Raw genomic sequence first — 6,020 nt, 5'->3', positions numbered from 1 at the left:
TAGGCTTCCGCCGTGGCATCCAATTCGATGAGCGTCTTGACGTCCATACCAAAGACTTCTTCGATTCGCGTGAACACGGCGGTTTTCAACGGCTCGAATTCGGTATCGTCCATTTCATCGTAGGCGACGGAATCTGGGACGAAGATGCCCAGGTGCGGCTCGCCATCGACCAGAACCTCTTTGACGAATGCATACTTATCGGCGTCACGGATTTCCCCCAGCAGCCAGATCACGGTATCCTTGGCGGCGACGGGAGCCGTCCGACGTGTGAAACGCCCGGCTTTGCACTGAAGCCACGCGCGCAAGAGGTCGGCATTGCCCTCCGGCTGCGGCTCCATACCTTCCGGCCAGCGCTTCGCCGCTGCGGCGATGGCGGCAAAATAGGTCCGATGCACCAAGCCATTGCGCGGATGCGTTAGGCGACAGCGGTAAGGCCGGAGGGCATCGGACTTTTTGAGTGCGAGTTTTTCGAGTTCTACGGCGTCGGCGACGCGCGCCGGGATCAGCCGGTCGACCCCACATTGCAAGCAGCGGTTGGGTTGCACGTAAAGTTCGTGGGCCATCAGAAACTCAGTTCCTCCTTGCGTGCCTCAATGGCATCAACCACCTCGTCGCGATCCTTTTCGGAAAGCGCGGCCAATCTGGAGTCGCCTCGAAGCTTCTGAACGGCCTCGACGGAGGCGCAACGCTTGACGTCGACCAGGAGCGAGCATTTTGTGGGGGAATCCATGTCACGCGGAAAGCCGATATCGTTTTCTGGCTCTTCTGCTTCCTTCCGGCGCGCGCCGGGCGGTGGTGGGGCCGTCTTGGGTTTACCAGCCACGGCCTCGGCTGGAGCCTCAGTATAGGCCTTGGCTTGCAAGTCAGCGGCGGCCCGCTCGACAACATCCATTGTCTCAGCGGGCTTGTGCGTGATCGCGGCCTGGGTGGGGGTGGGGGGCGGCGGCGTGGCCAGCCTCCGCGGCACCGCTCCCTGTCCGTTGCTCTGCCCGATTGGATGATCGGGGTCAACTTCGTCGGTCGTAATGACACCCAGGATGATCCCTGGCGCGTGCGCGCGAGCCCATTCCCGAGCCCCCATGTAACGGAGCTGGCGCGGCCAATCGGCCGGGTTCCCCCATGCAGATTTATCGCCGCGATGCCAGCGCGCAACCGTACCTTCGATGGTGCGCGGCTCATCTTCATCGTCGAATTTTCCGGAGACGACGACCCCAAGCCGACGGTCATCAGCGGCACGGTTTGGGGTATCGTTGGCGAATGTGTACTTGAGCCGAATGCCGAGCTTGGCCTCGATGATGGCGTGGATCAGCTTGCCTTCCCACATCAACCGGCCGTGGACGAAGGATGCGGTCTGCGCCACGGCAAACGGGTCCATCCCCCACCGCACAGCCTGATTGACGATCATAAAGCAGCGGGCCTGGATGGCGTCGAACGGCAGCCAGACATCTTCGCCCTTGTCCTTGATCTTCATAATCGAGTCCGGCACTAAGCGGCCGATTGCCATGACATTGGCAATGCGCTGCATGTGCTCGAAGCGGGCAGTGTCGAGGATTTGAATCGGATCGGAGACGACACGGATTTCACGCACCGGAGCGGGCGCTTTTTTTTCTTCCTGGACTACGAGCGCGTTGCCGTTGCCATTGCCATTGACTTTCGGTTTCTCATCGGGCGGCGGCGAGCCCTGCGGTTCATGTGAGTCGGTCATACCTTAAACCTTTCTGCGACAATGGCCCGAGCCTCGGTGTGGCCGAAACCCTGATGGCGGAGGTCTTCGTAGACGCTTTCGGCGTCGATGCAGGCACTGGCTTCGCGCTCGAAGCGGGCTTCAATCGGTTCGCCGGTTGGTGTTAAGGGGCAGGGCGGCACGGGTGCCGGTTTCAAAACCGAGCGCGGCTCGCCGTAGGCGTCATAATCGTCGTAAGTGCGGCTCATTGCGCCTCCGCGTACTTCTGGCAGAATTCGTAATGGCCGCGCTCGGCATCGATCGATTTGGCGTAGCGCTTGCCATCAACCGTGTCGTAGCTGAGGATGATCGGATCGCCGGTTTCTTCTTCGCCACCGCAGTTGAAGACTTGCGTCTCGAAGTAGGCTTCTCCGGAGCCGATCGTCTCCATCACTCCGGTTTTTGGGTTCGGCAGATAATGCCCGACGGTCGAGACGAGATACTTGCCGATGCGCGTCGAGAGGTGATAGGCGCAGCGCGAGCCGACGCAAAGATGCCCGGCATAGCCGTACCATTTCCATTCCGAGTGCGGGATCATCGGCCGATCTCCTTTTTGACCTCGTCGGTAAGCGCAAGCTCATCGAGTCGCATCCAGAATGCTGCGCTGTCGCGAGGATTATCCACCAGGGCGGGGTTGTGCCGGTCAATGACGTCGCGCATGTACTTCCGCAGTTGGTAGATGCGGTCGAGCGCCATGGAGACGTTGTCCGCACTTCCGATTGCGCGATGCCTTCTTTTCTCCGCTTCGATGGTCACTGGATGATCCCCATACTGCGGCGGCGATCCCATTCTCCGTCTCCGAAATAGCTATCGAACACAGCGCGGTTCCACGGTTCAAGCACTTGATTGCGGGTCATGCCGCGGCGCGCGATCAGAGCGTGGTCATTGTGGCGGCCGGTGACTTCGGCGCAGCATGCCCAGGCGAGAAACACCATTCGCGCCGCGAAATCCGTGACGGATTCGCCCGGGGCGGCATCAAGGTCGAGTTTGGCTTCTCGCATCACTGCACCTTTGTTTCCTCAACCATCACAACCCCCGGAGGGGGCGGCATCTTTGCTTTGATGATCGCCTGGGACAGCTTCAGAAGAACCTCGACCACGTCGGGATGATCGCGGAAATGCTGGTAGCATTTATCGCGGCTGGCCGAGATTTCCTCGGGCGTCTTCCCTTCGAAGGCTGCTTTTTGCGTGATGCGTTGCCGGGCGCGATTACCTGCGAGCCCGCCGAACGACAACTTTTCCGACGCCGGGGCGGGCGTTGGTGGCGGCGGCGGGCTCGCAGGCTGGGGCGGCAGGGGGGTGTCCGGGCCCTGCGCCTCAATTTGCTTTTGGCGTTCGGCCGCAGCGGCCGCGATGGCGTTGTCTTCGGCCTCTTTTTTCAGCCGCTCTTGCTCAGCGGCGGCGGCTTTCTTTTTCTCGATCCAATCATTGACCCTGGCGAATAGGTACTTGATCGCCTGCGTGGCGCGGCCTGCGTCCTGCGTTTTGCTTTCGTCCCGGATCAACGGCAGGTACTTGTCATCGACCTCGCGGCTTCTCGCGAGGTGGGGAGCCTTCTCGATCTCGTGCATTTCCTTGACGAGGCTTTTGAGGCGTTGCAACTCGCGCGCCTTGTTGGCGCATTCATCCGCCTTCACATCCGAGTCGATGGCTGTTTCCTTGATCCATGTTCTGGCGGATTCAAGCTCGCGAACGAGAATGTCGTAGGGTGTTTCATCAAGCGCCGGGCCGGAGTTCGATCCAGACTCCAGGCTGGCCGCTTCTTGAATAAGGCCCGGCCATTGGCCGGTTTCCTGCCGTGCCAGGAATGTCTCGTAATCGACGGGATGGCGGGCGCAAATCAACCACGTCTTATTGTGCTCGGCGGCCAGGATAGGCATTCCATCAATGGTGATGATCGTTTCGTCTTCGTCCGCGAAGATCGCGACCGGAAGCTTCGGGCCGTCCTTCACCTTGCAAATCCAATAGAAACCGAATTCCGGCTTACCATCGGTCATGATCGGCAGCGGCAATCCTTTTCGAACCGCAACGCACGCGGTTTCCCAATATGTGTAGGGGTTGGAGGATTGAACGCCATCGGCCATGGATTGCAGCTCCTGTTGTGAAAGAGGGGCGGTGCCTTGGCAGCGCACCGCCCCAAGTCGGGAGGGGTTCTCTAGGGATAGTTCGCCGGGCTCGCACTCACACACGAGCCCGGCTTAGGGTGAAAGCCGCGCCCCGCTACGAACCCGGCTCTCGATCGACAATCTGATCGCGCCGCCAACTTGTGTCAATACGTATAATCCGTATCGCTACAATTTTTGTGGAGTGTGTCGTTGCTATGGCAACACGCTGGAGGGGGTTGCGAATCTTCGTGCTGACAGGCAAGGATGCGAAGAGTCGATTTGTATGTCGGCCACAGCGTTGGTTTTTCAGAAAATTTAGAGGTGTGTGTTTCGCCGCTGGCAGCGGCGCTATGAGACGTGCTGGGGGCAGCTTTGGTCGATTGGAATATTCGAGACGAAACCGGCTTGACGCTTTTGGAGCGCGCCATTCATTTGCGCCGCGCTCGTCGGTCAACGCGCGAAATTGCTGCGATTCTAGGTAATGGCCTGACGCGCAATGCGGTGATCGGAAAGCTCGATCGTCACCGCGAAGAAATCGAGCCCATTCCACGAAGAGAGAAGTCACATAGGCCCCCCATGCCGCTGATTCGCAAGCCCCCGCCTCCCGCTCCACCGCCATTTGTGCGGCCGGTCCCAATGATCGAAGCTCGAACTCCGGAAGGGCCGACCGCCCCCGCGACAATTCTCATTGAGCGCGACGGTAAGCTTTACGCCAACAATGCTCTCAAGCCCGACGTCTGCCGGTGGCCGATCGGCGATCCGCGCGATTCGAATTTTCATTTCTGCGGCAAGAAAGCCGTGCCGCTGAAACCCTACTGTCCAGAATGCACCAAGCGCGCGTTCCGGACAGTCGATGATGCCAAGGTCGAAGCCCGAGCGACCCGAAGCAAACAGCTTGAACCTACTTAACCCCCCACGCAGGAGAATGATCATGCGTACAGAAACAAAGGAGCGGCCGTTCTGGCGACAGACGCTCGGGGCCCGCGTCCTATGCTCGGCTCTTTTCGTCGTCGGCCTCGCGGCGTTCCTGATCGCAACGGCGATCGACGTCGATTATTGGTGGAATGTGGCGCGTTCCGATCTTGCCAAGCTCGAATATGCGGGCGGCTCGATCGTGTTTCGCTCCGTTTCATTCCTCTTCGCGGGCGTCGTGGCCTATCAGTGGCGGCGCGGGACGCTCTCCGGCTGGGCTATGGGCGGCTTCGCGGCCCTGGTTTTGGTGAGCTTCGCATCGATCGGTATGTCGAGCGTGTTGGGCTTCGGCTCGCGCGAGCGCATCGTGCCGTATGAGCAGGCGCAAGCCAACGCCGTTGCGCAACAGGATGCCTTTGTGGAAGCTAAGGCACGGCAGTTGAAACTTGAAAACGAAATGATCGCCCGCCAGCGCAAGCTCCAGGACGACAATATCAAATTCCTGCAAAAGCAGGCCTCGAACTCGCGCCGCTCGACGACGCGCCAACTGTCCTATGACGCCCTGGGGCAGGCGACATTCGGGCCAGCACCGGAGTTCAAGACCGTCGTCATCGAAGCGCCGACGATCAAGGCTGCCAGCGACCCGCAGGCGGAGGCGATCCACAAGCTCGTCCCTGACTGGTCGATTGCGAGCATCCAGCTCTGGACGACGGCCGCCTTTGGAATCGGGCTCATCATTGCTGAAATGGTGTGCATGGGTTTCGCTGTCGGCATGTGGCCCAAAGCGCCGGTTCCTACTGCTGAATCGGAACCGAAGGGACGCAAAGAGGAACCCGATATTGAAACCGTCGTCGGGGTTGATGCTCCGGCGAAATCCGCCGAGATCATTCACCCAGCTCAGTTCTCACACCCCGCACGGGCTTCGATTGTCGAAGAGCCCGCTGAAACCCTCGCCCAGAGCGAGCTTTTCAGCGACGTTGAAGAGCACATGAGCCAGATGGAAAGCATCAAGGCATTCTGGGAGCAAGGCACGCGACGGGCCCGCGCGGCTCGGATCGGTGCCTCTGCGATGTACCGCGCCTATCAGACGTGGTGCGAGGATCGCAAGATGATCCCAGTCACGCAGCGGAAGTTCGGCCTCGAGTCGGGCGTCCTGGCCGATGATCTCAACCTTGAGAAAGATACCTCGTCTAACAAGGCGTGGTTCTATCTCGGCCGGGCAATCGTTCTCGACCAGGAGGGTGGGGAGCCCGAGTTGCTGATGGCCGCATAACCTGTCGC

General features: G+C 60.1%; 9 protein-coding genes. 2 read left to right on the top strand and 7 right to left on the bottom strand.

The window, feature by feature from the left end; genetic code table 11:
* From KAY22_RS22965 to KAY22_RS22935, 7 genes are all read right to left on the bottom strand, one after another.
* Positions 1–563, bottom strand: a 563-nt coding sequence (locus KAY22_RS22965; RefSeq protein ID WP_296625495.1) for a hypothetical protein, incomplete at its 3' end; no start/stop codon positions are given.
* A complete protein-coding gene (locus tag KAY22_RS22960; RefSeq protein WP_296625494.1) occupies positions 563–1,705 on the bottom strand; it encodes a hypothetical protein in 1,143 nt (380 codons plus the stop codon). The genes KAY22_RS22965 and KAY22_RS22960, both read right to left, overlap by 1 nt.
* On the bottom strand, positions 1,702–1,932 hold the full coding sequence (locus tag KAY22_RS22955; RefSeq protein ID WP_296625493.1) for a hypothetical protein: 231 nt from the start codon (positions 1,930–1,932) through the stop codon (positions 1,702–1,704). The genes KAY22_RS22960 and KAY22_RS22955 overlap by 4 nt, the downstream gene beginning before the upstream one ends.
* Positions 1,929–2,261 (bottom strand): hypothetical protein, encoded by a 333-nt coding sequence (locus KAY22_RS22950; protein WP_296625492.1) that lies wholly within the window; start codon positions 2,259–2,261, stop codon positions 1,929–1,931. The genes KAY22_RS22955 and KAY22_RS22950 overlap by 4 nt, the downstream gene beginning before the upstream one ends.
* Positions 2,258–2,479 carry a hypothetical protein gene (locus KAY22_RS22945; protein WP_296625491.1) on the bottom strand — a complete coding sequence of 74 codons (222 nt, stop codon included), beginning with the start codon at positions 2,477–2,479 and terminating at the stop codon, positions 2,258–2,260. Before KAY22_RS22945 ends, KAY22_RS22950 begins: the two co-directional genes overlap by 4 nt.
* A complete protein-coding gene (locus tag KAY22_RS22940; protein ID WP_296625490.1) occupies positions 2,476–2,724 on the bottom strand; it encodes a hypothetical protein in 249 nt (82 codons plus the stop codon). The genes KAY22_RS22945 and KAY22_RS22940 overlap by 4 nt, the downstream gene beginning before the upstream one ends.
* The gene (locus KAY22_RS22935) at positions 2,724–3,806 is read right to left on the bottom strand and encodes a hypothetical protein (RefSeq protein ID WP_296625489.1); all 1,083 of its coding nucleotides are present in this window, start codon (positions 3,804–3,806) and stop codon (positions 2,724–2,726) included. The genes KAY22_RS22940 and KAY22_RS22935 overlap by 1 nt, the downstream gene beginning before the upstream one ends.
* 393 nt (positions 3,807–4,199) lie before the next feature.
* Between KAY22_RS22935 and KAY22_RS22930 the strand changes: the two genes are divergently transcribed.
* Together KAY22_RS22930 and KAY22_RS22925 are read left to right on the top strand one after the other, a co-directional pair.
* Positions 4,200–4,736, top strand: coding sequence for a GcrA family cell cycle regulator (locus KAY22_RS22930; RefSeq protein ID WP_296625488.1), 537 nt, complete (start codon positions 4,200–4,202; stop codon positions 4,734–4,736).
* Positions 4,737–4,758: 22 nt separating this feature from the next.
* Complete coding sequence (locus KAY22_RS22925; protein WP_296625487.1) at positions 4,759–6,012, top strand: hypothetical protein; 1,254 nt, start codon at positions 4,759–4,761, stop codon at positions 6,010–6,012.
* Positions 6,013–6,020 lie beyond the last annotated feature (8 nt).

This window comes from Rhizorhabdus sp. (genome assembly GCF_018006725.1).
Classification (GTDB): Bacteria; Pseudomonadota; Alphaproteobacteria; order Sphingomonadales; family Sphingomonadaceae; genus Rhizorhabdus.
The sequence above is the reverse complement of the archived record's forward strand: the minus strand, read 5'-3'. Positions and strand labels throughout refer to the sequence as shown.